Genomic DNA, 24,880 nt, shown 5'->3' with positions numbered 1-24,880 from the left:
GGTGTTTGCTCTGCGGACCCACGACCGGAGGACGAATGCGGGCTGGGCCGAACAGCATGGCTAGACTCCGCCGCATGGCCAAGAAGCTCTTCCCTGTCGTGCTCCGTGGCTACGACACCGATCAGATCGACGAACTCTTCACCCGTATCGACGAGGTCCTGGCGAACGGTGATGCGGACGCCCGCGCCGCGGTCCGCGAGGAACTGAAGTCCACGGTGTTCACCTTCGCGGCGCGGGGCTACCCGCCCACCGACGTCGCGATGGCGGTCGATCAGCGCCTGTCCGCCCTGTCCTGAACCGAATCGTCCCGGCCAGGCCGACCGGGACGGTTCATCAAGGCCGAGCCTGCCCTGCCGAGAGCATGGTATGGCTCCGCACCAGTTCGGCCGCCGCCGGGCACTGGCCGCTGTGGCGGCCGGTGCCTGCGTCGTACCCGCCTCGGTCCTCGGGCTGGGCCTGGGGTCCGATCACTTCCGGTCCGCGCTGGCGGCCGGCTCGGTGGTCCTGTTCGCCCTGCTGACCGGGCTCGCCTGCCACTGGCGGGGCACCCAGGCCCCGGACGACGAGTCCGAGCAGCAGATCTGGAAGTTCTTCCGCGCGGCCATGGGGTTCTGGGCCTTCAGCCAGTTCCTGCAACTGGGCAGTGTGCTCCTGCCGATCAACAGCTCGGGCCGCAGCACGCTGCAGAACCTGGGCTGGCTGATGATCCTGGTCGCCCTGGTGCCCTTCGTCGGCGGCATCGGCGCGGTGATGATGCGCGACTACGCGCGCCAGCCGGGAGCCCTGATCCGGGCGGTGCTGGACGCCACCGTGGTCGGCTGGGCCTTCTTCCTGACCCTCTGGGTGGCGGTGATCGGCCCGGCCATCGCGGCTCAGCGGGTGGCCACCGCCGACGCCCTGGTTCCGCTGCTCTGGCTGGGTACGGTGAGCCTGCTCGCTGCCCTGATGCTGTACCTGGTGGCCGGGATGAGCAACAGCGGGCTGCGGCCGCTGGTTCCCTGGTGGGGCACCCTGGGGCTGGTCGTGACCACCGGGGTGACCGACGCCTACGTGGTCTACGCAACGCTGAGCGGCACCTACCGCACCGGCACCCCGTTCGACGCGGGCTGGCCGATCGGCGCCACCCTGTTCCTCTGCGCCGCCCTGGTGCCGCCGCCGGACGCCAAGATCCCGATGCCCCGGCGGGTGCGCGGGTTCGGGGCCTCGGTCCCGGACGGCTTCATCGTGGTGGCCGCGCTGGTCTCGGCCGTCACCCCGGAGATCACCGGCTTCAAGGACGACATCACCAACTGGATCCGGACCGTCCTGCTCCTGCTGGTGGTGGTGCACCAGATCCTGGTCCGGCGGGAGAACCGGGCGCTGAACGAGATCCTGCAGGCCCGGGTGGTGGCCGGCACGGTGAGGATCGAGTCCAACAACAAGCGCTTCCGGGCGCTGGTGGAGAACAGTTCGGACGTGATCGGGCTGATGGACAAGGACGGCGTGCTCAGCTACATCAGTGACTCGGCGAGGCGGGTGCTGGGGGTCCCGGCCGAGTCGCTGGTCGGCCTGGAGATCAGCGCCTACCTGGACCAGGACTCCACCCGGGCGATGTACGCGGCGATGGCCAAGGTCTCCCGCGAACCGATGAGCCGGGAGATCATCGAACTGCGGCTGACCATGCCGGACGGCCGGGAACTGGTGATGGAGGAGGTCCTCACCAACATGCTCGACGATCCGGCGGTCCAGGCCTACGTGCTGAACACCCGGGACATCACCGAGCGCCGCAAGCTCGAGGACGACCTGGTGCACCAGGCCTTCCACGACTCCCTGACCGGCCTGGCCAACCGGGCCCTGTTCAACGACCGGGTGGCCCACGCCCTGCAGCGCACCCCGCCTCCCGGGCAGACCGAGCTGATCGGCGTGCTCTTCCTTGACCTGAACGGGTTCAAGGCGGTCAACGACACCCTGGGGCATCCGGCCGGGGACGCGCTGCTGGTGGTGGTCAGCCGACGCCTGGCCGGCTGCCTGCGCCCGGGCGACACGATCGCCCGGCTGGGTGGCGACGAGTTCGCGGTCCTGGTCGAGGGCGCCTCCAGCGAGGCCGATTTCGTGCAGCTGGCCCGGCACCTGCACGCCGCGCTGGAACCGGCGATCGACCTGGACGGGCAGGAGGTGTTCGTGGGCACGGCGATCGGGATCGCCTCCGCCGAGGTCGGCTCGATCGACGTGGACCAGCTGGTCCGCAACGCCGATCTGGCGATGTACCAGGCCAAGGAACGCCGCGATGGCCGGCCCGCGGTCTACGACCCCAGCCTGCACCACGAGCTGCTGGACCGGATGACCCTGGAGAGCGATCTGCGCCGGGCCCTGATCGACCAGGAGCTCGAGGTGCACTACCAGCCCACCTACATGCTCGACTCCGGGGAACTGGTCGGGGTGGAGGCCCTGGTGCGTTGGCCGCACCCCGAGCGCGGGATGGTCCCGCCGGACGTGTTCGTCCCGATTGCGGAACAGACCGGGATGATCCACGAACTGGGCCGTTTCGTGCTGAGCCAGGCCTGCGCCCAAGGCCAGGAATGGGCGGAGCTGTCCCCGTTCGTGGACCTGACGGTGTCGGTGAACGTCTCGGTGAAGCAGCTGCAACGGCGCGAGTTCGTCGCCGAGGTGCAGGAAACGCTGCGGGAAAGTGGTTTTCCGCCACAGCGCCTGGTGCTCGAGATGACCGAGAGCATCCTGGTCAGCGATACCGAGACCATCCTGCGCACGCTCCGGGCGTTCAAGGAGATGGGTGTGCGGATCGCCATCGACGACTTCGGCACCGGCTACTCGTCCCTGAGCTACCTGCACAACTTCCCGGTCGACATCCTGAAGATCGACCGCTCGTTCGTCGAGCGGCTGTCCGGCACCGGCGCCGAGGAGAGCCTGGTCGAGACCATCGTGCACCTGGGCCGGACGCTGAAACTGGAGACCATCGCCGAGGGGATCGAGCAGCCCGAGCAGATCCACGCGCTGCGCCGGCTCGGCTGCGAGCAGGCTCAGGGATACCACTTCGGGCGGCCGGGCCCGGCCGAGACCGTCACTCAGCTGATGCTGGCCACGGCGGCCCGGCGGGAGGCCCAGGCGGATGCCGCGGTGCCGCGGCACCCGGCGTAGAAGCTGTACTTCGTAGCTGGCAAAGCCGTTAGGGCGGTTTCCCGAGAGTGGGAAACCGCCCTAACCTGCGGTGGAGCTATAGGGATTTGAACCCTAGACCCCCTCGATGCGAACGAGGTGCGCTACCAGACTGCGCTATAGCCCCAACAAGAAGAAACACTAGCACTGTCCGGCCCCATGCTCCGAATCGGGGGAGGGAGCCGTCTGCCCGCCGCGATCCGTCCCCCGTTTTCGCAACATCGACAGTTGGCCGCAACGTCTTCACTACTGCAATCGAGTGACCGATGTTGCCTGAGAGGCCTCCCCGTGAGGTTGGACATTCCTCTTTAATAGGGCACCGTCGCGTACGGGCCAGGGAGGGCCGAGCATTGGGTCGGATTCGTGCAGGGGTACTGGTCGGCGTGGTTGCGGCCATGACCGTTTCTGCCTGCTCACCTGCAACTTCGAGTACGGACGGGTCGGTCCGGTCGGGCGCGGTGGTGGCGACCACGTCGCCGGTCACCGCCACGACGACGCCCGAGCCCACGGCCACTGGGGAGGTGGAGCAGGCTCCGGAGAGCGGAGAGGCCCGGATCTCGTTCGGGGGTGACGTGCACTTCGCCGGTTCCTCGGCCGCCGGGCTGAACGGCGACCTGGGTACCGCGTTCAAGCCGCTGAAGAAGGCGGACCTGGCGATCGTGAACCTGGAGACAGCGATCACCGACGGGGGAGTGCCCGAGCCCAAGGAGTTCACCTTCCGGGCTCCGGCGAAGGCACTCACCGCGTTGAAGGAGAACGGGGTGGACGTGGTCACCGTGGCCAACAACCACGGCATGGACTACGGGCCGGAAGGCCTGGCCGACACCCTGGCCGCCGGCAAGAAGGCCAAGTTGCCGATGATCGGCATCGGCGAGAACGTCACCGAGGCATTCGCCCCGTTCCGCAGCACCGTCAACGGCGTCGACATCTCGGTGATCGGGGCCACCGACGTGCTGGACAACTTCGCCCTGGGCACCTGGACCGCGACGGACAGCCAGCCCGGCCTGGCCTCGGCCAAGGTCGAGGGCCTGCTCGCCGAGGCGGTGCGCAAGGCCGCCGCCGAGTCCGACGTGGTGGTGGTCGTGCTGCACTGGGGAGTGGAGACGCAGTCCTGCCCCACGCAGCGCCAGCGTGACCTGGCCGCCGAGCTCAAGGAGGCCGGCGCCCAGGTGATCGTGGGCAGCCACGCCCACGTGCTGGAGCCCTACGAGGAAGAGGGCAACACCGCGATCCACTACGGCCTGGGCAATTTCGTCTTCTACGCCACCAAGGCCCAGTCGATCCGGTCCGGGGTCTACGACGTGGTGGTGGACCAGGACGGCGTGGTCGACACCAAGTGGAACCCGGCCCAGATCCGCAGCGGCCGCCCCCAGCTGCTCACCGGCTCGGACGCCAAGGCTGCCGGTGCCTACTTGTCTCAGCTGGCCAAGCAGTGCGGAGTCGACTGAGCACCTGGCCGGTGAGGTCAGCGCCGCGGGCATAACCCGGGCCTTGGCGTGGTTGAGGCCGTCGTCCACAATGTAGTTGAGTAATCAACCACTAGGAAGGCGGAGTCATGAGTGAGCTGGTCTTGGGCCTCGACACGTTCGGCGAGGTTCCGGTGGACGAGGCCGGGGCTCCGGTCTCGCAGGCCGCCGCGATCCGCCAGGTGGTGGACGAGGCGATCGTCGCCGACCAGACCGGCGTCGACGTGATCGCGCTGGGCGAGCACCACCGCTCCGAGTACGCCATCTCCAGCCCGGAGACCCTGCTGGCCGGCATCGCCACCCGGACCGAGCGGATCAAGCTGGCCACCGCCGTCACCGTGCTCAGCTCCGACGACCCGGTGCGGGTGTTCCAGCGCTTCGCCACCGTGGACGCCCTCTCCAACGGCCGGGCCCAGGCGATCCTCGGGCGGGGTTCGTTCACCGAGTCCTTCCCGCTGTTCGGCTACGACCTGGCCGACTACGACGTGCTGTTCGAGGAGAAGCTCGAGCTGTTCGTGAAGCTGCTCGACGAGAAGCCGGTCAGCTGGAGCGGCACCACCCGCGCCGCGCTGAGCAACGCCGACGTGTTCCCGAAGACCGAGTCCGGACGGCTGGACACCTGGGTCGGGGTCGGCGGCTCGCCGCAGTCGGTGGTCCGCACCGCGCAGCACGACCTCAAGCTGATGCTGGCGATCATCGGCGGTGACCCGGCCCGCTTCGCGCCCTACGTGGACCTGTACCGCCGCGCGGCCGAGCAGCTGGGCACCACCGCGCACCCGGTGGGCATGCACTCGCACGGGTTCATCGCGGACACCGACCAGGAGGCGATGGAGCTCTACTACGAGCCGCACAAGGCGATCATGGACGCGATCGGCGCCGAGCGCGGCTGGCCGCCCCGCACCCGGGCCCAGTTCGAGGCCGAGGTGGAAGACGGTTCGCTGTACGTGGGTTCGCCGGAGACGGTGGCCCGGCGGATCGCCAAGACCGTGAAGGCGCTCGACGTGGGCCGTTTCGACCTGACCTACACCGGTGGTGCGCTCCCCGCCGCCGCCCGGCTGCGCACCGTGGAACTGTACGGCTCCAAGGTGATCCCGATGGTCCGCGACCTGCTCAGCGCCTGAGTTCAGGGCCTTTGCGATCCGTGCCCACAAGCGTCTCCCATTGGTGAAAGGCAAGGCGAAATGACCACGATCGGCATCCTCGGGGCGGGCAAGGTCGGCACCGTGCTGGCCCGGCTCGCGACCGCGGCCGGATACGATGTGCTGATCTCCGGATCCGGCGACCCGGCCAAGATCTCGCTGATCATCGGCGTTCTGGCCCCCGGCGCACGGGCGGTCACCTCGAAACAGGCCGCGGCGCAGGCGGATCTGGTGATCCTGGCGTTGCCGCTGGGTAAGTACCGGAACATCCCGACGGACGAGGTGGCCGGCAAAGTGGTGATCGACGCGATGAACTACTGGTGGGAGACGGACGGGGTGCGAGACGACCTGAACGATCCGCGCACCACCTCCAGCGAGATCGTGCAGGAGTTCCTGTCCGCTTCCAAGGTGGTGAAAGCGTTCAACCACATGGGTTATCACGACCTGGAGAGCGAGGCCGGCAGCCCCGAGCGCAAGGCGATCGCTCTGGCCGGGGATGACGCTACCGCCGTGGCGCAGGTGGCTGCGCTGATCGATGCCCTGGGTTTCGACCCGGTCGAGGCCGGGCCGCTGGCTCAAGGGGTTCGGTTGCAGCCGGGGACGTCGCTGTTCGGGGCGAACACCGACGCGGCCACCATCCGGGCCGCGCTCGCGGAACCCTTCGAGCAGCCGGATCAGCCCACGGTGCCCTCAGACCTCCGATGAATAAAGCGCACGCTCCGGCCGAATAGGTTGCCGACCGGACATCCGAGCCAAGTCATCGGATGTATTCTGCCCATGTACGTAAGGGCAGAAGACCGGGAGCGTGAACAAAGTGGTTCAGAAGGCACTCCACACCCGCCTGCACGCAGGTAGTGAAGAAGCGTACGACCGGCTCCACGCAGAGGTTCCGGCCGATCTGGCCGCGGCCCTGGTGGAGGCCGGCGTACGCGACTGGCGGATCTGGCGCAACGGCCGCGACGTCTTCCACGTGGTCGACGTGGACGACTACAACCGGATGCGGGACGTGCTGCGCGACCATCCGGCCAACATCGCCTGGCAGGCCGCGGTGACGCCGCTGCAGTCCACCCCCGACGACTACTCCGGTGACGACGACGGCCTGCCCTTCGTCTGGAGTCTCTCCAGCCAGCTCAAGGGTCCGGAGTAGGGCCGTGGCGCTCACCGACGACGCGATCGACAAGATCAAGCAGATGATCATCTCCGGTCGCCTGGCTCCCGGCGACCGGCTTCCGCGCGAGGCCGATCTGGCCACCCAGCTGGGCCTTTCCCGCAACTCGCTGCGCGAGGCGGTGCGCGCCCTGGCCCTGATCAACGTGCTCGACGTGCGCCAGGGCGACGGCACCTACGTCACCAGCCTGGCCCCCGGCATGCTGACCGAGGCCATCTCGTTCATCGTCGACCTGCAGCACGACGGCTCGGTGCTGGAGTTCCTGGAGGTCCGGCGGCTGCTGGAACCGGCGGCCACCAGCCTGGCCGCCTACCGGATGAGCGACGAGGACGTGGCCGGCCTGGCCGACCTGCTGGACAGCCTGGGCGAGTCCCCGACCCTGGAGGCGCTGGTCGAGAACGACCAGGAGTTCCACCGCCGGATCGCCCGGGCCTCCGGCAACGACGTGCTGGCCTCGCTGATCGAGAGCGTCTCGGGCCGCACCCACCGGGCCCGGGTCTGGCGCGGCCTGACCCAGGACTCGGCGGTGGCCCGCACCCTGGACGAGCACCGGGCGATCCAGCTGGCCCTGGCCCAGCGCCAGCCCGACGTGGCCCAGGCCTACGCCAGCGTGCACGTGGCCGGGGTGGAGCAGTGGCTACGCCGCACGCTGGCCGAGGCCGGGGACCAGCCGAACCTGGGCTGACGGAATCAGAAGTCCCAGTCCTCGTCCTCGGTGTTCACCGCCTTGCCGATCACGTAGGACGAGCCCGAGCCGGAGAAGAAGTCGTGGTTCTCGTCGGCGTTGGGCGAGAGCGCGGCCAGGATCGCCGGGTTCACGTCGGTCTCCTCGCGCGGGAACAGCGCCTCGTAGCCCAGGTTCATCAGGGCCTTGTTGGCGTTGTAGCGCAGGAACTTCTTGACGTCCTCGGTCAGGCCGAGCGGGTCGTACAGGTCCTGGGTGTATTCCACCTCGTTCTCGTACAGCTCGAACAGCAGGCTGAAGGTGTAGTCCTTCAGTTCCTGCCGCTCCTGAGAACCCACCAGTTCCAGGCCCTTCTGGAACTTGTAGCCGATGTAGTAGCCGTGCACCGCCTCGTCCCGGATGATCAGCCGGATCAGGTCGGCGGTGTTGGTCAGCTTGGCCCGGCTGGACCAGTACATCGGCGCGTAGAAGCCGGAGTAGAACAGGAACGACTCCAGCATGGTGGAGGCGACCTTGCGCTTGAGCGGCTCCTCGCCCCGGTAGAACTCCAGCACGATCTCGGCCTTGCGCTGCAGGGCCGGGTTCTCCTCGGACCAGCGGAAGGCCTCGTCGATCTCCCGCGAGGAGATCAGTGTGGAGAAGATCGAGGAGTAGGACCGGGCGTGCACCGACTCCATGAACGCGATGTTGGTGTACACCGCCTCCTCGTGCTGGGTGAGCGAGTCCGGGATCAGGCTGACCGCGCCGACCGTGCCCTGGATCGTGTCCAGCAGGGTCAGGCCGGTGAACACCCGTGTCGTCATCTGCTTCTCGACGTCGCTCAGGGTGGCCCAGGACTGGATGTCGTTGGACAGCGGCACCTTCTCCGGCAGCCAGAAGTTGCCGGTCAGCCGGTCCCAGACCTCCAGATCCTTCTCGTCCTGGAGTTTGTTCCAGTTGATCGCCTGGACTCGGTCGATCAGTTTCACAGCATGCACGAGACGCAGCCCTCCACTTCGGTTCCTTCCAGCGCCATCTGCCGCAGCCGGATGTAGTAGATCGTCTTGATTCCCTTGCGCCACGCGTAGATCTGCGCCTTGTTGATGTCCCGGGTGCTGGCCGTGTCCTTGAAGAACAAGGTCAGCGAAAGCCCTTGATCGACGTGCTGAGTGGCCTCGGCGTAGGTGTCGATGATCTTTTCCGGGCCGATCTCGTACGCGTCCTGGTAGTACTCCAGATTCTCGTTCGTCATGAACGGCGCCGGGTAGTACACCCGCCCCAGCTTGCCTTCCTTGCGGATCTCGATCTTGGAGACGATCGGGTGGATCGAGGAGGTGGAATTGTTGATGTACGAGATGGATCCGGTCGGCGGCACCGCCTGCAGATTCTGGTTGTAGAGACCGTGCTCGGCGACCGAGGCGGCCAAGGCGCGCCAGTCGTCTCTGGTCGGGATCCGGATACCCTCGAAAAGCTCACGAACTCGGGACGTCCGGGGTTCCCAGACCTGCTCGGTGTACTTCTCGAAGTAGGAACCGTCGGCATACGCCGAGTCCTCGAAACCCGCGAAGCGTGAATTCCGTTCGATCGCCAGCTGGTTCGACGCCCGGACGGCGTGATAGGCCACCGTGTAGAAATAGATGTTGGTGAAGTCCAGGCCCTCTTCGGAACCGTAGAAGACCCGCTCGCGGGCCAGGTATCCGTGCAGGTTCATCTGGCCGAGCCCGATCGCGTGCCCGCCGGCATTGGCCCGTCGCACCGAAGGCACCGAATCGATGGACGTCTGGTCCGACACCGCGGTCAGCGCCCGGATCGCGGTCTCCACGGTAAGGCCGAAGTCGGGCGAGTCCATCGTGGAGGCAATGTTCAGCGAGCCCAGATTGCAGGAGATGTCGCGGCCGACGTGCTGGTAGGAAAGATCGGCATGGTAGGTCGACGGCGTGGAGACCTGGAGGATCTCCGAGCACAGGTTGGAATGGGTGATCTTGCCCTTGATCGGGTTGGCGCGATTGGCCGTGTCCTCGAAAAGGATGTACGGATAGCCGGATTCGAACTGCAGCTCGGCCAGGGTCTGGAAGAAGTCGCGGGCGTTGATCTTCTTCTTGCGGATCTGCCCGTTGTCCACCATCTCCCGGTACTTCTCGGAGATCTGAACGTCGGCGAACGGCACCCCGTACACGCGTTCCACGTCATAGGGCGAGAACAGGTACATGTCCTCGTTCTTCTTGGCCAGCTCGAACGTGATGTCCGGGATCACCACACCCAGCGAGAGCGTCTTGATCCGGATCTTCTCGTCCGCGTTCTCCCGCTTGGTGTCCAGGAACTGCATGATGTCCGGGTGGTGAGCGTGCAGATACACCGCCCCGGCCCCCTGGCGGGCCCCGAGCTGATTGGCGTAGGAGAACGAGTCCTCCAGCAGCTTCATCACCGGAATCACACCGCTGGACTGGTTCTCGATGTGCTTGATCGGTGCGCCGTGCTCGCGAATGTTGCTCAGCAGCAGCGCAACCCCGCCGCCGCGCTTGGACAACTGCAGGGCCGAGTTGATGCCGCGGGCGATCGACTCCATGTTGTCCTCGATCCGCAGCAGGAAGCACGAGACCGGCTCACCGCGCTGGGCCTTGCCGAGGTTCAGGAAGGTCGGGGTGGCGGGCTGAAAACGCCCGGAAATGATCTCGTCGACCAGCTGCCGGGCGAAGGCCTCGTCGCCGTCGGCCAGGGCCAGCGCGACCATGCAGACCCGGTCCTCGAAACGCTCCAGGTAACGCTTGCCGTCGAAGGTCTTCAGCGTGTACGAGGTGTAGTACTTGAACGCGCCGAGGAAGGTCGGGAACCGGAACTTCTTGGAATAGGCATGCTGGTAGAGCTTTTTGACGAACGCCCGGTCGTACTTCTCCAGGGTCGAGCTCTCGTAGTACTGGTTCGCGAGGAGGTAGTCGAGCTTCTCGTCCAGGTCGTGGAAGAAGACCGTGTTCTGGTTGACGTGCTGCAGGAAGTACTGCCGGGCGGCCTCCCGGTCCTTGTCGAACTGGATCTCGCCGTCGCGGCCGTAAAGGTTGAGCATCGCGTTGAGCGAGTGGTAGTCCATCGCCGGCGTGGCCGAGGTGCTCAGCTCCGGTTCGCTGACTGTCGTTGCCAAAAGAGTTCCAATCCCTTGCGGACGCGCTGCACGTCCTCGGTCGTTCCCATGAGCTCGAACGCGAACAGGTAAGGCACCTGACACTTGGCCGCGATGATGTCGCCGGCCACGCAGTACGCCGAGCCGAAGTTGGTGTTGCCCGCCGCGATCACCCCGCGCAGCAGCCCCCGGTTGCCTTCGTCGTTGAGGAACTTCACCACCTGCCGGGGCACCGCACCGCCCTCGTTACCGCCGCCGTAGGTGGGTACCAGCAGCACATAGGGGCTCATCGCGTGCAGGAACGGCTCGGCCGGGCGCAGCGGGATGCGCTGCGCGGCCAGGCCGAGCTTCTGGACGAAGCGGTGGGTGTTCTCGGAGACGCTGGAGTAGTAGACCAGCGAACTCATGCGACGGCCGCGGCCGCCTGAACGACGAGGGCGCGGATCCGGTCGGGGCGGTAGCCGGACCAGTGGTCCTCGCCGGCCACGACGACGGGTGCCTGCAGATAACCGAGGGCGAGGACGTACTCACGGGCCTCGGCGTTCTCGGTGATGTCGACGACCTCGTAGGCGAGGCCGGACTTCTCCAGGGCGCGATGCGTCGCGTCACACTGGACACAGGCGGGCTTGCTGTAAACGGTGATGGTCATCTGGCACATCCGAATCCCTCGATACCTCGGTGGCGCAGGGTGATTCCGGAGCGACGGCACGCGTGCGGCAGTGCCGGCCCGGTCTCGTCCCTCGCGAGCACCACGGACGTGCGCACCCGAGGGTACGCACGTTGCGGGCAGGTCTTCGGACTCGTGGGCCCGTGCTCACGCACACCTACTGACCGTCGCTTCCCAGGCCCGCTGCTGCGTGCCCAGTGCCGTTGACGGCGTTCGTTCCCACTCACCGCTGCGGGGCAGTCCCGGAATCACACCAGGTTCCCTCTTACGACGCCCCACCTGGATGGTGGAGCGAACCAGCAACAGGCAGCACCATATGCCGTAGGAGGGGGTGCCCGCGACAACTACATCTAGTGGGCGTGTCCGTGATCGCGAGTGACCCAGGGTTAGCGGCCCTCGAATGAGGGACGGCGCTTGGCCAGGAAGGCCTCGACAGCGGCGCGGTGGTCGGTGCTCAGTCCGAGACGAGCCTGTGCCAGCGCCTCATTGTGCAGCACGGTGGTCAGGGCGGCGGTGTCGATCAGCTTCTTCGTCTCGGCGTAGGCCAGGGTTGGTCCGGCGGCCAGACGTGCGGCCGTCTCCCGGGCGTGCTGCTGCACCTGACCGGTGGGAACGATCCGCCCGGCAATGCCCCAGGTGCCGGCTTCGGCGGGGGAGAAGGATTGACCCAGCAACAGAAGCTCTTTGGCGCGGGACGGGCCGACGGACTGCGTCAGGGTCAGTGAGAGTCCGGAGTCGCAGGTCAGGCCAATCGCGGTGAAAGCGGTTCCCAGTACGGCATCTTCGGCCATGATCCGCAGATCGCAGGCCAGGGCCAGAGCCAGTCCGGCGCCCACGCAGGTGCCCTCGACCGCGGCGATCACCGGCTTGGGCATGGTGATCAGGGCCTGGACGATTGGCGCGTAATCCTGCTCCACGGTGGCAAAAGCGGTAGCCGGGTCGGTGCGGAGCGCTTCGGCATGTTCGGCCAGATCCTGTCCGCCGCAGAACGAACCGCCCGCACCGGTCAGGACGACGGCGCGAACGGATTCGTCGGCGGCCACCTCCTCGACCGCCCTGCGCAGTGCCTTCTTGCTGTCGGCATCGAGCGCGTTGCGGCGTTGAGGACGGTTCAAAGTAAGGACGGTGACCGCGCCTTCGCGCTCCTGGAGCACCATTCATTCCTCCCTGGCTTTGGCGACCAGGGTGAGCACGTCGTAGGTGGCTACCGCGTCGCCGTCCTGGTTGCTGACCAGCGCGTCCCAGCGCACTTCGCCGTAGTCGGCGCTGTTGCGCGGGGTGATCTGCTTGACCGTGAGCTGGACCGAGATCGCGTCGTCGACCTTGACCGGAGTGAGGAAGCGCAGACCGTCGACCCCGAAGTTGGCCAGCACCGGGCCCGGGGCCGGATCGACGAAGAGCCCGGCGGCCAGCGAGACCACCAGATAGCCGTGCGCCACGATGCCGGCGAACAGCGGGTTCTTCTCGGCCGCGGCAGCATCGGTGTGGGCGTAGAACCGGTCTCCGGTGAACTCGGCGAAGTGCTCGATGTCGTCCAGCGTCACGGTGCGCGAGCCGGTGCTGATCGTGTCACCGACCTTGAGTTCGGCCAGGGACAGGCGGAAAGCATGCTCGGCCGGCGTATTCCGCTGCGATCCGGTGGTCCAGCGCCCGGTGACGGCGGTGAGCAGGCCGGGGGAGGACTGGACGGCGGTGCGCTGCATGTGCCCGAGTACCCCGCGGATGCCGCCGAGCTCTTCGCCGCCACCAGCTCGGCCCGGTCCACCGTGCACCAGCGTGGGCAGCGGCGAGCCATGCCCGGTGGACTCCTTGGCGCTGTCCCGGTCGAGCACCAGAATCCGGCCGTGCCAAGGCGCCAGCCCGAGCACCAGATGCCGGGCCACGGCCGGATCGTGGGTGATCACCGACCCGGCCAGACTGCCCTTGCCGCGAGCCGCCAAGGCGAGCGCATCGTCCATTGTTCGATAGCTCAGCACCGTACTGACCGGACCGAACGGCTCCGTCTCGTGAGGCTGTACGGCATCCGGGCGGGCTCGCAGCAGCAGCGGTTCCAGGAAGGCTCCTCGGCCGAAAGACCGGCCCGGATCGCCGAACACCAGATCGGCCTCGGACCGCAGTGCCTCGACCGCCTTACGCACCTCTTCACGCTGACCGAGACTGGCCAGTGCGCCCATCCGGACCTCGGGATCGCGCGGGTCGCCGACCGTGATCTTCGCCAGCCGGGCCCCGATCGCCGCCGCGACCTCGTCCGTCATCGGCTCAGGCACGATGACCCGGCGGATGGCCGTGCACTTCTGCCCGGCCTTCACCGTCATCTCGGTGACCACACCCTTGACGAACAGGTCGAACTCCGGATCGTCGGTGCTCACGTCCGGCCCCAGGATCGAACAGTTCAGCGAGTCGGCCTCGACGCCGAGGTGCACGCCGCCGTCGAGCACGTTCGGATGACGGCGCAAAATCCCTGCGGTGTGGGCAGAACCGGTGAAGGCGACCGAATCGTGCACCCCGAGCTGGTCCAGGAGCGAACCGGCGCTGCCGGCGACCAGCTGCAGCGAACCGGACGGCAGGATGCCGGACTCGATGATGATCCGGGCCGCGCGTTCGGTGAGGTAGGCGGTCTGGCCGGCCGGTTTCACGATCGAGGGCAGGCCGGCCAGGAAGGCGGGGGCCAGCTTCTCCAGCATGCCCCAGACCGGAAAGTTGAACGCGTTGATCTGGACGGCGACGCCCGGCCGGGAGGTGTAGATGTGCTGGCCGACGAAAGTGCCGGCCTTGCCGAGCTGCTCGAGGTGGCCGTCGAAGGCGATGGTGTCGTTCGGGAGTTCGCGCACGCCCTTGCCGGCGTAGCTGAACAGGGTGCCGATGCCGCCGTCCACGTCTACCCAGGTGTCTTTCGTGGTGGCTCCGGTGTGCACGCTGAGGTCGTACAACTCCGGCTTGTGCTCACCCAGGTGCAGCGCCAGCGTCTTGAGCAGCTTGGCCCGCTGATGGAAGGTCAGCGCCCGCACCGCCGGCCCGCCCTCCTCCCGCGCCCAGCGCACCATCTGCGCATAGTCCAGACCGCTGGCCGAAATCCGCGAGACCTCTTCGCCGGTGGCCGCGTCGAGCAACGGCTCGCCCTCGGTCTGCGCCCGGAACCAGTGCCCTGCGACGTAGCTCTCCAGCAACGTGGTCACGCCGGCTCCCCTCGAGCGCATGGTGGCTTCCGGCTTGCCACAAAAGGGCTTTCGGATCTTGGAACTGCCCATTGCGCTGTCGCCGGACTCGTGTCACGTTAATACAGACCGATCGGTAAGTAAATGGCGAGTAGCTCAGGGGCGACGATGACGACGGCCGATCTGGAAGCGCACTTCGACGCGGTGATTGCCCGGCGGGACCGGATCGAGCCGCGGGACTGGATGCCCGAGGCCTACCGGCGCACCCTGATCCGGCAGATCGCCCAGCACGCGCACTCCGAGATCATCGGGATGCAGCCGGAGGGCAACTGGATCGGCCGAGCGCCGTCGCTGCGCCGCAAGGCGATCCTGCTGGCCAAGGTGCAGGACGAGGCCGGCCACGGGCTCTACCTGTACTCGGCCTGCGAGACGCTCGGGATCTCCCGCGGTGAGCTGGTCGAGCTGCTGCTCGGCGGGAAGCAGAAGTACTCCTCGATCTTCAACTACCCCACGTTGTCCTATGCGGACGTGGGCACGATCGGCTGGCTGGTCGACGGCGCCGCGATCTGCAACCAGGTACCGCTGTGCCGCACCTCGTACGGGCCCTACGGCCGGGCGATGATCCGGATCTGCAAGGAGGAGTCGTTCCACCAGCGGCAGGGCTACGAGCTGCTGATGACGATGATGCGTGGCACCGAGGAGCAGCGGGCCCTGGTGCAGGAGTCGGTGGACCGGTTCTGGTGGCCCAGCCTGATGATGTTCGGGCCGCCGGACGAGCACTCCCCGAACAGCGAACGCTCGATGGCCTGGGGGATCAAGCGGCACTCGAACGACGAGCTGCGCCAGAAGTTCGTGGACCTGACGGTGCCGCAGGCCGAGGTGCTGGGCGTTCGGCTGCCCGACCCGGAGCTGAGCTGGAACGCCGAGCGGGAACACTACGACTTCGGCCGGCCGGACTGGGACGAGCTGTCCGCGGTGATTCGCGGCGACGGGCCCTGCAACGCCCAGCGCCTGGCGCATCGGCGCAAGGCCCATGACGACGGTGCCTGGGTGCGCGAGGCAGCAACGGCCTTTGCGGAGCGTGGCCGGGATGACTGATCGACGGGAATGGCCGCTGTACGAGGTTTTCGTGCGGGGCAAGCGTGGGCTGAATCATGTGCACGTGGGTTCGCTGCACGCGGCCGATTCGACGATGGCCTTGCGCAATGCCCGGGACGTGTACACCCGTCGCAACGAGGGCGTGAGCATCTGGGTGGTGCCGGCGGCAGCGATCACAGCTTCGAGCCCGGACGAGAAGGACCCGCTGTTCGGGCCGAGCGCGGACAAGGTCTACCGGCATCCGACCTTCTATCCGATCCCCGACGACGTTCCGCACATGTGAGGTGACAGGCATGGCGTTCGACGGCTTGCTGGAGGGGAATTCGGATCAATGGGCCTTCGGGACGGACTTCGACGATCCGCTGGCCGGGTTGGACGTGGCCTTGCCGGCTGCGCTTGATCCGCTGGAGCATGCCCGGTTCTGCCTGGGCCTGGCCGACGATGCGCTGATTCTTTCTCAGCGCCTGGCCGAATGGTGCAGCCGGGCGCCGGACTTGGAAGACGATGTGGCGCTGGCCAATCTGGCCCTGGATCTGCTGGGGCAGGCGCGTCTGCTGCTGGGGCGGGCTGCCCTGGTCGATCCTGCGGTGGTGCCGGTGCTGCCCGCGGGTTCGCCGGTTCCTGCGGAGGATGCGCTGGCTTTCTTCCGGGATGCTGCGGCCTTTCGTAATGTGCAGCTGGTTGAGCTGCCCAATGGAGACTTCGCCCATGTGATCGTCCGTTTGCTGATGTTCTCGGTGGCGCGGTTGGAGCTGTTCCAGCAGTTGCTGTCATCGGCGGATCCGGTGTTGGCGGCGGTGGCTGCTCGAGGGGTCAAAGAGCTCGCTTATCAGCGGGATTGGGCTGGTCGGTGGTTCGTCACCTTGGCTCGGGGAACCTCTGAGTCGCGGCGGCGGGTTCTGGCTGCCCTGGCTGGGCTCTGGGTTCATCAGGCTGAGCTGGCTGAGGCTTATGGGCTTTCCGGCGGTGCGGTTCTGGAGCGTGTGTTTCTTGCGGGTGGGGTCGCGCAGCCGGATTCGGTGGTGCGGGTCGGTGGTCGGGGGCGGGACGGGATGCATACCGAAGCACTGAGTCTGTTGCTGGCGGAGATGCAGGTGGTGGCGCGGGCGCATCCGATGGGGCGCTGGTGAGCGCGCTGGACCGGGCTCGGAGGGTGGCGGCCGAGGTGGTCGACCCCGAGCTGCCGATGCTCACCTTGCAGGATCTAGGCGTGCTGCGCAGCGTCGAGATGGAGGACGGGGTGGTCGCCGTAGCGATCACCCCCACTTATCTGGGGTGCCCGGCTCTGGCGACGATGCGGGACGATCTCGTGCACCGGCTGCAGGAAGCGGGCTTCCCGAGCATCGGGGTCCGGATCGAACTGGACCCGCCGTGGTCGAGCGACTGGATCTCGGAACGAGGCCGTCTGGCCCTGAAACAACACGGGCTTTCCGCGCCCGGGGCAGCCCCGCGTCCATTGGTACTGAACCTGGGCCCCACCCGACGCAACCTGACCTGCCCGCGGTGCGGTTCCGGCCGGACCACGGTGACTTCGGAATTCGGCGCCACCGCCTGTAAAGCCCTGTACCGCTGCGACGAATGCCGGGAACCCTTCGAGCACCTGAAGGAGATCTGAATGGCGCTGCTGATGCCGGAGCGGACCCGAGCAGTATTTCACCGCCTGAAGGTGAGAGCCGTTGATCGGCTCTGCGACGACGCGGTGGCCGTTACTTTCGATGTTCCGGAGAATCTCCGTAAGGCCTACGAATTCAGCGCCGGGCAGTCGCTGAATCTGCGGAGGAACCTGGACGGCGTTGAGCATCGGCGGTCGTACTCGATCTGCGCAGCGGTGGGGGAGCTGCCCACGATCGGGGTGCGCGAGGTTTCGGGCGGCTTGTTCTCATCCTGGCTGGTGAATCAGACAGCAGCGGGCGACGAGATCGAGGTGTCGACGCCGACCGGTTCCTGGCAGGCCGATCCGGAGGCCGGCGAAAGGCATCTGTGTATTGCGGCCGGATCGGGTATCACGCCATTGCTTTCGGTGGCCTCGACCGTTTTGCGGCATCCGAAGGCCCAGGTTTCTCTGCTCTACGGCAATCGCACCAGTCGCACCGTGATGTTCGCCGAAGAGCTGGCGGATCTGAAGAACCGTTTCGCTGAACAGTTTCAGCTGGTTCACGTGCTCAGCCGGGAACCGCGCGATGTCGAGCTGTTCTCCGGTCGGCTCGACGCCGAACGGGTGCGCACGTTGCTGACCGCTCTGGTTCCGGTCGAAACATTCGATCAGGTATGGCTTTGCGGACCCTTCGAAATGGTCCAGGGATGCCGCCGGGTTCTGGGCGAGCTGGGTGTGGCGGCCGAGAAGATTCACGTGGAGCTGTTCTACGTGGACGAACCGCCGCCGCAGCCTCGTCGCGATCCCGATCGCCCCCAGGGCGCGACCACCGAGCTCACCACCGTGCTGGACGGGCTGCGTTCCACAGCGCCGGTTTCCCGAGAGACCACGCTGCTGGACGGGGCGCAGGCCACCCGGGCTGACCTGCCGTTCGCCTGCAAGGGCGGGGTGTGCGGAACCTGCCGGGCCATGGTGCGTGCGGGCAAGGTGGACCTGCGCCGCAACTATGCGCTTGAACCGGCAGAGCTGGCAGCCGGTTTCGTTCTGACTTGTCAGTCCTTCCCGGTGTCGGAAGCTGTTACCGTCGACTACGACGCCTGATCGGGAGGTCGCGATGACTGCTGCACTGTTGGTCGAGGAACACAGAGACCGCGTGCTCTGGCGGCTGAACCGGCCGGAGCAGCGCAACGCCATCGACCGAGACATGGTGGCGGCCCTGCACGCGGCCTGTGCCGAGGTCGAGGCGGAGCCCCGGATCGTGCTGATCATCGGTGAGGGCGGCACCTTCGCAGCCGGGGCGGACATTGCCCAACTGCGCGAGCGTCGGCGTGATGCGGCTCTGCAGGGCATCAATTCCACCGTCTTCGACCGGATTCACCGCCTGCCCATGCCGACGATCGGGCTGGTGGACGGCTACGCCCTGGGTGGTGGCGCGGAACTGGCCTATGCCTGCGATTTCCGGATCGGCACGCCCGGCACGAAGATCGGTAATCCGGAGACCGGCCTGGGGATTCTGGCGGCGGCCGGGGCTTCGTGGCGGTTGCTGGAGCTGGTGGGGGAGCCACTGGCCAAGGAGATTCTGCTGGCCGGGCGGGTTCTGAACGCGCAAGAAGCGCTGGAGGTAAGGCTTTTGAACGAGGTCGTGCCTGCGCCGGACTTGGCAGCAGCCGGGCAGAGATGGGCCGACAAGATCGCGGCGCAGGCTCCGCTGGCGGTGCGGCTGACCAAGACGGTGATGCAGGCGCCGCGTGGGGCGCACCCGGTGATCGACGACGTGGCGCAGGCCGTGCTGTTCGAGACCGAGGAGAAGCACGAACGGATGACGGCCTTTCTGGAGCGGCGGAAGCGATGAATGCGCAACAGGATCTGGCCGAGCGCAGCGCGGCGGTCATGCTGGAGGGCGACCGGGCCAGTGCGGCTCTGGGCATGAAGCTGGAATTCGTTGCTCCGGGCCGGTCCCGGGTCTCGATGCCGGTGCGGGAGGACATGACCAACGGTCATCAGCTGTGCCACGGCGGGCTGATCTCGGCGCTGGCCGACACGGCGTTCGCGGTGGCCTGCAACAGCTACGGCGAGGTGGCCGTGGCGGCCGGTTTCGACGTCACGTTTCTGGAGTCGGCCCGGCTGGGCGACCACCTCGAGGCCTGGGCGGTGGAACGGGCTCGGCGGGGTCGGTCCGGTCTGTACGACGTCTCGGTGGTGCGGCTGTCCGACGAGAGCGTTATTGCCGAGTTCCGCGGGCGCAGCCGGTCTTTGGGGCGCCCTATCGCGGGGTTGTGAGCCCGTCGAAGGCCATCGTGGTGAGCGCGTCGGCCACGGTTGCCGGGTCGTCCGAACCGCTCGGCTGGTACCACTCCACCAGCGAGTTCACCAGGCCGAAGAGCAGCCGGCCGACCAGCGCCGGGGGCAGGTCGGCGCGCAGTGAACCCTCCTGCACCGCGGCCGAGACCAGTTCGGCGAGCTGCTCGTCCAGCCGGCGCCGGCGCTGCAACGCGTCCAGTTCGACCTCGCTGTTGCCCCGCACCCGCAGCAGCAGCGTCACGCTGGGCTGGTGCGCGATCAGCACCTCGACGCTGCGCCGCACCACCGCCCGCAGCCGTTCGTGCGCACTGCCCTCGGCTTCGGGCCGTACCGCCTCGGTCACCACGGCCGTCAGCTCGTCCAGCGCATCGTTCAGCGCGGCCGCGAGCAGCTGCTCCTTGCTCTCCACGTGGTGATAGATCGCGGCCTTGCTCAGCCCCAGCTCCTTGGCCAGATCGCCCATGCTGGTGGCGTCGTAACCGCGCCGGTTGAACAGTTCCACCGCCGTGCGCAGGATCGCGGCCTGGTCGTAGCCGGGGCGGCCCCGGCGTCGTGGGGGAGAGCTGGTCACCTGGCCAAGGCTCTCACGGCTGCGAACGAAAACCCGCATTGAAGACGTCGTTGAGTTACCGAGGTGCCCACATCGTCCTCAATTTCTCAGCCGGGCAGCCTGTTTGGTGAGGTGAACGCGTTCTGCCGTGCTGGTCGCGTACTTGGCCGCCTCGGCGTAGGCCCGGGCTGCGCCCACCCGGTCGCCGGAGCGTTCCAGCAGATGCCCTTGCACCGCGAAGAGCCGATGATGCTTCTTGGGCAGGCGGTTTTCGACCTGGGCGAGGGCAGCCAGCCCGGCCTGTGGGCCATCGGCCTCACCCACGGCCACGGCCCGGCTCAGCGCCGCGGCCGGGGTGTCGTGAATGGTCAGGAGCTCGTCGTACCAGGACAAGATCTGTGGCCAGTCGGTCTCCTCGGCGGTGGCGGCGTCGTCGTGCAGTGCGGCTATGGCGGCCTGGGCCTGGTACTCGCCCAGCCGGTCCTGGGCCAGCGCCGTCTGCAGGAGCAGCACTCCTTCCTCGATCTTCAGCGCGTTCCACAGCGAGCGGTTCTGCTGATCGAGCGGCACCAGGTTCTCGCCGTCGAACCGGGCTGGGCGGCGGGCGTCGTGCAGCAGCATGAGTGCCAGCAGGCCCAGCACTTCCGGCTCCCGGTTGCTCACGACCACCTGGCGGGTCAGCCGAATCGCCTCGGCGGACAGGTCCACCGATCCGGTGTAGCCCTCGTTGAAGATCAGATAGAGCACCCGCAGGACGTTCTCAAGACGGCCGGCCTGGTTGAGTTTCTGGTCGGTCAGCGACTTCTTGGCCCGGGAAATCCGCTGGGCCATGGTGGCTTCGGGCACCAGGAAGGCCTCGGCGATCTGGCGGGTGGTCAGCCCACCCACCGCGCGCAGCGTCAGGGCCACCGCCGAGCCGGGGCTGAGACTCGCGTGGCAGCAACGGAACAGCAGCTGCAAGGTGTCGTCGGCCTGCTCGGTCGGGCCTGGTTCCGGTTCGGTCTGCGCAGCTTCCTCACGCCGTCGCCGGGAGGCGTCCGAGCGGATGCCGTCGATCAGCCGGCGCGAGGCAACGGTGGTGAGCCAGGCTCGGGGGTTGGCCGGTGGCTGCTGCGGCCACTGCTGCCAGGCCTCCAGCAGTGCTTCCTGCAGGGCGTCCTCGGCCGCCGCGAAGTCGTTCCCGCGGCGGACGAGGACGGCCAGGACCTGCGGGGCCAGGTCTTTGAGGAGCTGATCCACTACATGCTCAGGATCGGCCGGACCTCGAGCAGCTCGTCTCCCGGCTTGCCCCCGGCCCCAGGAGCGGCCGACACCCGGGCGGCGATCTCGTACGCCCGCTCCTTGGACTCCACGTCGATCAGGTACCAGCCCGCCACCAGCTCCTTGGACTCGGCGTAAGGGCCGTCCGTGACCACCGGCGGGGCGCCCTCGCCGCCGGTCCGCACCAGGACCGAGTCGTTGCTGAGGGCCTGCACGTCGACGTACTCGCCGCTCTCGCGCAGTTCGGCGATGAGCTGGCGCTGGTAGGCCATGTGCGCGTCGATCTCCTCCGGGGTCCAGCCGAAGATCGGGGCGTGGCCGGGCTCACCCTCGGGGCTGAGACCGTAGTGCTTCAGCAGCAGGAACTTGGCCATGTCGGCTCTCCTTCGGTCGTGAACGGCCATCCTGCCGTCCTCACCCCTCGGTCGGAGCCACTTGCCGCCTCTCGACATCACTGCTGCTCGGTCTTCCCGATCTTGGAAGGGGCTCAGTTGCGCAGGCGGGAGTTGCGGTAGCCGTAGGCGAAGTAGATGACCAGGCCGAGCACCAGCCAGATGGCGAAGCGCCACCAGGTGGTGGCGGGCAGATCGAGCATCAGGTAGACCGCGAAGCCGATCCCCAGCAGGGGCAGCAGCGGGTTCAGCGGCACCCGGTAGGAGCGCGGGAAGTCGGGCCGGGTGTACTTCAGGATGATCACGCCCGCGTTGACCAGGACGAAGGCGAACAGGGTGCCGATGTTCACCAGCTTCACGATCTCGCTGAGCGGGACCAGCGCGGCCAGGATCGAGATCAGCCCGCCGAGGATCACGGTGAGCAGGGCCGGGGTGCCGAACCGCGGGTTGACCCGGGCCAGTTCCCTGGGCAGCAGGCCGTCGCGGCACATCGCGTAGAAGATCCGGGTCTGGCCGAACAGGATGACCAGGCACACGCTGGTGATCGCGACCAGGGCGCCGAACGAGAGCAGGGCCGCGGCCCAGGTGATGCCCGCGCCCTCGTCGAGCGCGGCCGCCAGCGGGGCGTCGCTGCCGGACAGCTGGCTGGTGCTGGCCAGGCCGACCGCGCCGAGCGAGACCAGCACGTAGAACACGGTGCAGATGGCCAGCGAGGACAGGATGGCCACGGGCAGGTCCCGCTTGGGGTTGCGGGCCTCCTCACTGCCGGTGGATATCGCGTCGAAGCCGATGAACGCGAAGAAGATCACCGCGGCCGCGCTGACCACGCCGTCCTGACCCTCCGGGGCGAACGGGGTGAGGTTGCCGCTGTTGAAGTTGGCGAAGGCGATCACGATGAAGAACACCAGGATGCTCATCTTGATCACGACCATGACCAGGTTGACCCGGGCGCTCTCGCGCACGCCGGTGATCAGCACGGCGGTGATCGCCAGCACGATCAGCACGGCCGGCAGGTTGAAGACGCCGCCGTCCTCGGGGGAATGGGCGATCGCCTCGGGCAGCTCCCAGCCCAGCGCGCTGTCCAGGAAGGCGTTCAGGTTGCCGCCCCAGCCGACGGCGATGCCGGCCACCGAGACGCCGTACTCCAGCACCAGGTCCCAGCCGATGATGAACGCCACCAGCTCGCCCAGGGTGACGTAGGTGTAGGTGTAGGCGCTGCCGGAAACCGGGATGCTGGAGGCCAGTTCGGCGTACGAGAGCGCGGAGAAGGCACAGGCCAGGGCGGCCAGCACGAACGAGAGCACGACGGCCGGGCCGGCCAGGGCCGCGCCCTCGCCGATCACCACGAAGATCCCGGTGCCGATCACCGCGCCGATCCCGAGCGCGGTGAGCTGGATCGGCCCGACCGCCCGCTTCAGGCCGCCGCCCTCGGGTTCGGCCACCAGAGAGTCGAGGGAGCGCCGGGCGAACAGGCGTGAACCCAGTCCGCCTCCTCCCGGAACCGGCGTCGTCGTCATGAACCGCACCCCCTGAGTCCGAACGCGTCCGCCCAGAACCGGGCTCCATCAGTAGTAAGCCTCCGGCCGCCGGCCCGCCACTCAGGGGCACGGATCAGCGGTGGAAGGTCTCTTGATCTTCGCGATCCGCGACCGGGCGCCCTCCCCGCGCACTGCCGCCCAACTGCACCCACGTCGCCGGCCACGCTGTGTGCATCTCAAATCCGGCCACCAACCTGCGCAGAGCCCTCCTGCCCTGCACCGATGCACCCCCGGAGGATTGCCCGCAAAACGGTCACGGTCACGGACTGCATCCATCCCCGCAATCCCGTTCTGAACAGGAGCATCTTCCTGCGCGTCACCAAATGCTGACACTGGGTGGTGAAACTGTTTGAACTTGACGTCTCATTAAGATTCAGACAATTGCTCGACTGCACTCTGTTACCTGCGCCACCTAGGCGCTGACTGCCGGACCGGCCATAGACAGGGGAGTGGCAAGGCGTGCTGACGAAGAAGGGGATGACCAAGAAGCGGGTTGTGGGGGCAACCGCGCTGGTCCTGATCGCCGTTGTGATCGGGACGGTTCCGGCCGTGGCCGGCCAGGGCCCCGACGGGGAGGAGAAGGTCGGTGCGGCCGTCTCCTGGACGAGTGCCGACGGCACCGCCTTTATCTCCGACTACTCCGAGAAGCCCCGGAGCAAGAAGTGGCGCCGCGACCATGCCAACGGCACGGGGAACTTTCCCGGGCGCTGGCAGCGGGAAGTAGTCGAGGCGTACATCAAGATGGAGCGCTCCAACCCGAGCGTCCCGCCGGGCGTGGGCACCGAGACCGCCACCGAGACCACGACCGAGCCGGGTGCGGGCGCCGCCACCACGACGACCACGACCACCACGACGACGACCACCGTGTCCCAGCCGGGCGGCACCGCGTCGGACTCTCCGACCCAGACGCAGACCACCGAACCGGCCCCGGGTGCTCCGACCACCGCACCCACCTCCTCGGCCGAGGAGCCGGGCCAGACCGAGAGCCCGGGTACGGACGAGACCACCAGCAGCACCGGCAGCGGCACCTTGCCGCCGGCCACGGGTGGTACCGAGGGCATCAGCGGAGTCTGTGACGGCCTGCGCAAGCCCGAGGCCACCGAACCGGACGAGACCTCGCAGACCGGCACCAGTAGCAGTAGCAGTAGCAGCACGGGCACCGACACCGAGACGCCCGGCTCGGTCACCGACACCGCGACCGAGACGGCGACCGAGTCCGCCACCGGCGAGGCAACGGGTGAGTCGACCGTCGAGCAGACCGAGAGCCCGGCGGAAACCACCACCCAGAGCCAGAGCACGGCCGAAAGCACCCTCCCGGCCGCGCCGCTCGGCAACAACTCGCAGCCCGACGCGCCCGGTGTGGTCGCGGTGAACACGCCGTCGGACGACGTGATGACGCCGTGTTCCACCACCAACCGCTCGGGTCTGCCCTGGGGCGCGAGTGGCCTGTACATGCCCGGCAGCAGCGCCGAGAACGCCGAGGGCTTCGCGGCCTGGCGGGGTGTCCCGGTCGACGTGGTGGTGGACTGGCCGGCCCGGCAGAGCTGGGAGGACGTGATCAACCCGACCTGGATCTTCGACTCCTGGAAGGGCACGCCGTACATGAAGTCGCTCGGCGTG

At 67.6% G+C, this 24,880-nt stretch carries 24 protein-coding genes, 1 tRNA gene, 1 pseudogene and 1 riboswitch; of the genes and pseudogenes, 15 read left to right on the top strand and 11 right to left on the bottom strand.

The window, feature by feature from the left end; all coding sequences use genetic code 11:
• Window positions 1–74 precede the first annotated feature (74 nt).
• Window positions 75–296 (top strand): hypothetical protein, encoded by a 222-nt coding sequence (locus LR394_RS32230; protein WP_231448395.1) that lies wholly within the window; start codon window positions 75–77, stop codon window positions 294–296.
• Window positions 297–366: 70 nt separating this feature from the next.
• The gene (locus tag LR394_RS32225) at window positions 367–3,135 is read left to right on the top strand and encodes an EAL domain-containing protein (RefSeq protein WP_231448394.1); all 2,769 of its coding nucleotides are present in this window, start codon (window positions 367–369) and stop codon (window positions 3,133–3,135) included.
• A gap of 71 nt (window positions 3,136–3,206) precedes the next feature.
• Here the strand turns inward: LR394_RS32225 and LR394_RS32220 are convergent.
• Window positions 3,207–3,280, bottom strand: a tRNA-Ala gene (locus LR394_RS32220).
• Window positions 3,281–3,614: 334 nt separating this feature from the next.
• Here LR394_RS32220 and LR394_RS32215 point away from each other — a divergent pair.
• From LR394_RS32215 to LR394_RS32195, 5 genes are all read left to right on the top strand, one after another.
• Window positions 3,615–4,601, top strand: coding sequence for a CapA family protein (locus tag LR394_RS32215; RefSeq protein WP_231448393.1), 987 nt, complete (start codon window positions 3,615–3,617; stop codon window positions 4,599–4,601).
• A 107-nt stretch (window positions 4,602–4,708) separates the two neighbouring features.
• Window positions 4,709–5,740 (top strand): LLM class flavin-dependent oxidoreductase, encoded by a 1,032-nt coding sequence (locus tag LR394_RS32210; protein WP_231448392.1) that lies wholly within the window; start codon window positions 4,709–4,711, stop codon window positions 5,738–5,740.
• A gap of 60 nt (window positions 5,741–5,800) precedes the next feature.
• Window positions 5,801–6,463 carry an NADPH-dependent F420 reductase gene (locus tag LR394_RS32205; protein WP_231448391.1) on the top strand — a complete coding sequence of 221 codons (663 nt, stop codon included), beginning with the start codon at window positions 5,801–5,803 and terminating at the stop codon, window positions 6,461–6,463.
• Between the two features lie 109 nt (window positions 6,464–6,572).
• The gene (locus LR394_RS32200) at window positions 6,573–6,905 is read left to right on the top strand and encodes an L-rhamnose mutarotase (protein ID WP_407937169.1); all 333 of its coding nucleotides are present in this window, start codon (window positions 6,573–6,575) and stop codon (window positions 6,903–6,905) included.
• 4 nt (window positions 6,906–6,909) lie between these two features.
• On the top strand, window positions 6,910–7,611 hold the full coding sequence (locus tag LR394_RS32195) for a FadR/GntR family transcriptional regulator (RefSeq protein ID WP_231448389.1): 702 nt from the start codon (window positions 6,910–6,912) through the stop codon (window positions 7,609–7,611).
• Window positions 7,612–7,616: 5 nt separating this feature from the next.
• Here LR394_RS32195 and nrdF read toward each other — a convergent pair whose 3' ends face one another.
• From nrdF to paaZ, 6 genes are all read right to left on the bottom strand, one after another.
• The gene (gene nrdF / locus LR394_RS32190) at window positions 7,617–8,579 is read right to left on the bottom strand and encodes a class 1b ribonucleoside-diphosphate reductase subunit beta (RefSeq protein WP_407937166.1); all 963 of its coding nucleotides are present in this window, start codon (window positions 8,577–8,579) and stop codon (window positions 7,617–7,619) included.
• Window positions 8,576–10,675, bottom strand: a complete 2,100-nt coding sequence (nrdE, locus tag LR394_RS32185) for a class 1b ribonucleoside-diphosphate reductase subunit alpha (RefSeq protein ID WP_231448500.1) — start codon at window positions 10,673–10,675, stop codon at window positions 8,576–8,578. Before nrdE ends, nrdF begins: the two co-directional genes overlap by 4 nt.
• Window positions 10,676–10,695: 20 nt before the next feature.
• Window positions 10,696–11,112 (bottom strand): class Ib ribonucleoside-diphosphate reductase assembly flavoprotein NrdI, encoded by a 417-nt coding sequence (gene nrdI / locus LR394_RS32180; RefSeq protein ID WP_231448388.1) that lies wholly within the window; start codon window positions 11,110–11,112, stop codon window positions 10,696–10,698.
• Window positions 11,109–11,354, bottom strand: a complete 246-nt coding sequence (gene nrdH, locus LR394_RS32175) for a glutaredoxin-like protein NrdH (protein WP_231448387.1) — start codon at window positions 11,352–11,354, stop codon at window positions 11,109–11,111. The genes nrdI and nrdH overlap by 4 nt, the downstream gene beginning before the upstream one ends.
• Before the next feature lie 119 nt (window positions 11,355–11,473).
• A riboswitch (cobalamin riboswitch) is annotated at window positions 11,474–11,688 on the bottom strand.
• 70 nt (window positions 11,689–11,758) lie between these two features.
• Window positions 11,759–12,529 (bottom strand): enoyl-CoA hydratase/isomerase family protein, encoded by a 771-nt coding sequence (locus tag LR394_RS32170; RefSeq protein ID WP_231448386.1) that lies wholly within the window; start codon window positions 12,527–12,529, stop codon window positions 11,759–11,761.
• Entirely contained in the window at window positions 12,530–14,548 is a 2,019-nt protein-coding gene (gene paaZ / locus LR394_RS32165) for a phenylacetic acid degradation bifunctional protein PaaZ (protein WP_231448385.1), read from the bottom strand.
• 147 nt (window positions 14,549–14,695) lie between these two features.
• Between paaZ and paaA the strand changes: the two genes are divergently transcribed.
• Genes paaA through paaI form a run of 7 tightly spaced genes read left to right on the top strand, consistent with a single transcriptional unit; the run spans window position 14,696 to window position 19,499 of the window.
• Window positions 14,696–15,625 (top strand): 1,2-phenylacetyl-CoA epoxidase subunit PaaA, encoded by a 930-nt coding sequence (gene paaA / locus LR394_RS32160; RefSeq protein ID WP_231448384.1) that lies wholly within the window; start codon window positions 14,696–14,698, stop codon window positions 15,623–15,625.
• A complete protein-coding gene (gene paaB / locus LR394_RS32155) occupies window positions 15,618–15,908 on the top strand; it encodes a 1,2-phenylacetyl-CoA epoxidase subunit PaaB (RefSeq protein WP_231448383.1) in 291 nt (96 codons plus the stop codon). Before paaA ends, paaB begins: the two co-directional genes overlap by 8 nt.
• 10 nt (window positions 15,909–15,918) lie before the next feature.
• Window positions 15,919–16,755: a 1,2-phenylacetyl-CoA epoxidase subunit PaaC gene (gene paaC / locus LR394_RS32150; RefSeq protein ID WP_231448382.1), complete on the top strand. Its 837-nt coding sequence runs from the start codon at window positions 15,919–15,921 to the stop codon at window positions 16,753–16,755.
• Window positions 16,749–17,240: a 1,2-phenylacetyl-CoA epoxidase subunit PaaD gene (gene paaD, locus LR394_RS32145; protein WP_407937168.1), complete on the top strand. Its 492-nt coding sequence runs from the start codon at window positions 16,749–16,751 to the stop codon at window positions 17,238–17,240. The genes paaC and paaD overlap by 7 nt, the downstream gene beginning before the upstream one ends.
• Entirely contained in the window at window positions 17,241–18,320 is a 1,080-nt protein-coding gene (gene paaE, locus LR394_RS32140; RefSeq protein ID WP_231448380.1) for a 1,2-phenylacetyl-CoA epoxidase subunit PaaE, read from the top strand.
• A gap of 13 nt (window positions 18,321–18,333) precedes the next feature.
• The gene (locus LR394_RS32135; RefSeq protein WP_231448379.1) at window positions 18,334–19,071 is read left to right on the top strand and encodes an enoyl-CoA hydratase/isomerase family protein; all 738 of its coding nucleotides are present in this window, start codon (window positions 18,334–18,336) and stop codon (window positions 19,069–19,071) included.
• Window positions 19,068–19,499, top strand: a complete 432-nt coding sequence (gene paaI, locus LR394_RS32130; protein ID WP_231448378.1) for a hydroxyphenylacetyl-CoA thioesterase PaaI — start codon at window positions 19,068–19,070, stop codon at window positions 19,497–19,499. The genes LR394_RS32135 and paaI overlap by 4 nt, the downstream gene beginning before the upstream one ends.
• On the opposite strand, the gene LR394_RS32125 is transcribed toward paaI, so the two are convergent.
• The 4 genes from LR394_RS32125 to LR394_RS32110 form a co-directional block, all read right to left on the bottom strand.
• Window positions 19,483–20,130: a TetR/AcrR family transcriptional regulator gene (locus LR394_RS32125; RefSeq protein ID WP_269330150.1), complete on the bottom strand. Its 648-nt coding sequence runs from the start codon at window positions 20,128–20,130 to the stop codon at window positions 19,483–19,485. The two genes, paaI and LR394_RS32125, sit on opposite strands and share 17 nt — an antisense overlap.
• Window positions 20,131–20,169: 39 nt before the next feature.
• Complete coding sequence (locus LR394_RS32120) at window positions 20,170–21,309, bottom strand: RNA polymerase sigma factor (protein WP_231448376.1); 1,140 nt, start codon at window positions 21,307–21,309, stop codon at window positions 20,170–20,172.
• Complete coding sequence (locus LR394_RS32115; RefSeq protein WP_231448375.1) at window positions 21,309–21,704, bottom strand: YciI family protein; 396 nt, start codon at window positions 21,702–21,704, stop codon at window positions 21,309–21,311. The genes LR394_RS32120 and LR394_RS32115 overlap by 1 nt, the downstream gene beginning before the upstream one ends.
• Before the next feature lie 113 nt (window positions 21,705–21,817).
• Window positions 21,818–23,239 (bottom strand): amino acid permease, encoded by a 1,422-nt coding sequence (locus LR394_RS32110; protein WP_231448374.1) that lies wholly within the window; start codon window positions 23,237–23,239, stop codon window positions 21,818–21,820.
• A 480-nt stretch (window positions 23,240–23,719) separates the two neighbouring features.
• Here LR394_RS32110 and LR394_RS32105 point away from each other — a divergent pair.
• Window positions 23,720–24,880 (top strand): annotated as a pseudogene (locus LR394_RS32105) (hypothetical protein); the annotation flags it as partial.

The sequence above is a fragment of the Kineosporia babensis genome, from assembly GCF_021129305.1.
In the GTDB taxonomy this organism is placed as follows: domain Bacteria; phylum Actinomycetota; class Actinomycetes; order Actinomycetales; family Kineosporiaceae; genus Kineosporia; species Kineosporia babensis.
The sequence above is the reverse complement of the archived record's forward strand: the minus strand, read 5'-3'. Positions and strand labels throughout refer to the sequence as shown.

Excerpts from the sequence above, each read along its gene's own strand:
- LR394_RS32230 (WP_231448395.1), top strand. The coding sequence starts at position 75 with ATGGCCAAGAAGCTCTTCCCTGTCGTGCTCCGTGGCTACGACACCGAT.
- nrdI (WP_231448388.1), bottom strand. The coding sequence starts at position 11,112 with ATGAGTTCGCTGGTCTACTACTCCAGCGTCTCCGAGAACACCCACCGC.
- LR394_RS32210 (WP_231448392.1), top strand. The coding sequence starts at position 4,709 with ATGAGTGAGCTGGTCTTGGGCCTCGACACGTTCGGCGAGGTTCCGGTG.
- paaE (WP_231448380.1), top strand. The coding sequence starts at position 17,241 with ATGGCGCTGCTGATGCCGGAGCGGACCCGAGCAGTATTTCACCGCCTG.
- LR394_RS32135 (WP_231448379.1), top strand. The coding sequence starts at position 18,334 with ATGACTGCTGCACTGTTGGTCGAGGAACACAGAGACCGCGTGCTCTGG.
- nrdH (WP_231448387.1), bottom strand. The coding sequence starts at position 11,354 with ATGACCATCACCGTTTACAGCAAGCCCGCCTGTGTCCAGTGTGACGCG.
- LR394_RS32170 (WP_231448386.1), bottom strand. The coding sequence starts at position 12,529 with ATGGTGCTCCAGGAGCGCGAAGGCGCGGTCACCGTCCTTACTTTGAAC.
- paaB (WP_231448383.1), top strand. The coding sequence starts at position 15,618 with ATGACTGATCGACGGGAATGGCCGCTGTACGAGGTTTTCGTGCGGGGC.
- LR394_RS32115 (WP_231448375.1), bottom strand. The coding sequence starts at position 21,704 with ATGGCCAAGTTCCTGCTGCTGAAGCACTACGGTCTCAGCCCCGAGGGT.
- LR394_RS32205 (WP_231448391.1), top strand. The coding sequence starts at position 5,801 with ATGACCACGATCGGCATCCTCGGGGCGGGCAAGGTCGGCACCGTGCTG.
- LR394_RS32110 (WP_231448374.1), bottom strand. The coding sequence starts at position 23,239 with ATGACGACGACGCCGGTTCCGGGAGGAGGCGGACTGGGTTCACGCCTG.
- LR394_RS32125 (WP_269330150.1), bottom strand. The coding sequence starts at position 20,130 with ATGCGGGTTTTCGTTCGCAGCCGTGAGAGCCTTGGCCAGGTGACCAGC.
- nrdE (WP_231448500.1), bottom strand. The coding sequence starts at position 10,675 with ATGGACTACCACTCGCTCAACGCGATGCTCAACCTTTACGGCCGCGAC.
- paaA (WP_231448384.1), top strand. The coding sequence starts at position 14,696 with ATGACGACGGCCGATCTGGAAGCGCACTTCGACGCGGTGATTGCCCGG.
- paaI (WP_231448378.1), top strand. The coding sequence starts at position 19,068 with ATGAATGCGCAACAGGATCTGGCCGAGCGCAGCGCGGCGGTCATGCTG.
- paaC (WP_231448382.1), top strand. The coding sequence starts at position 15,919 with ATGGCGTTCGACGGCTTGCTGGAGGGGAATTCGGATCAATGGGCCTTC.
- LR394_RS32225 (WP_231448394.1), top strand. The coding sequence starts at position 367 with ATGGCTCCGCACCAGTTCGGCCGCCGCCGGGCACTGGCCGCTGTGGCG.